Genomic DNA, 415 nt, shown 5'->3' on the forward strand with positions numbered 1-415 from the left:
TTATGCCGGCGCGGTGGAAGCCCTGTCGGCGCTGAAGCGCGCGGGAAAGACAGTGGTGCTCATTTCGAACTCTGGCAAGCGGGCGGAGCCGAACGAGCGCCGCCTGAAGAAGCTCGGCTTCGAAGAGGCTAGCTGGGATCACTTCGTCTCCTCCGGCGAGGTGGCGTGGCGCGCCTTCCGCGACATGGCGGCCTCGGGCGCGCTGAGGGGCGGAACGAAATGCCTGCTGATCAGCCGCGACGGCGACCGCTCGGCGATCGATGGCCTGCCGCTGGCCCTGACCGATAACAGCGACGATGCGGAGCTGGTGCTGATTTCAGCCAGCGAAGGCGACCGCTACGATCTCGACCACTATCGCGCTCTACTCGGTCCGGCTGCGGCGCGGCAGGTGCCGTGCTTCTGCACCAATCCGGAC

General features: G+C 67.0%; 1 protein-coding gene. It reads left to right on the top strand.

All coding sequences use genetic code 11. The annotated features are described in order from the left end of the window. On the top strand, nt 1-415 hold a 415-nt coding region (locus tag EN742_RS37460), incomplete at both ends, for a TIGR01459 family HAD-type hydrolase (protein WP_128334015.1).

Origin of the sequence: Mesorhizobium sp. M4A.F.Ca.ET.020.02.1.1 (assembly GCF_004022645.1) — a bacterium.
Classification (GTDB): Bacteria; Pseudomonadota; Alphaproteobacteria; order Rhizobiales; family Rhizobiaceae; genus Mesorhizobium.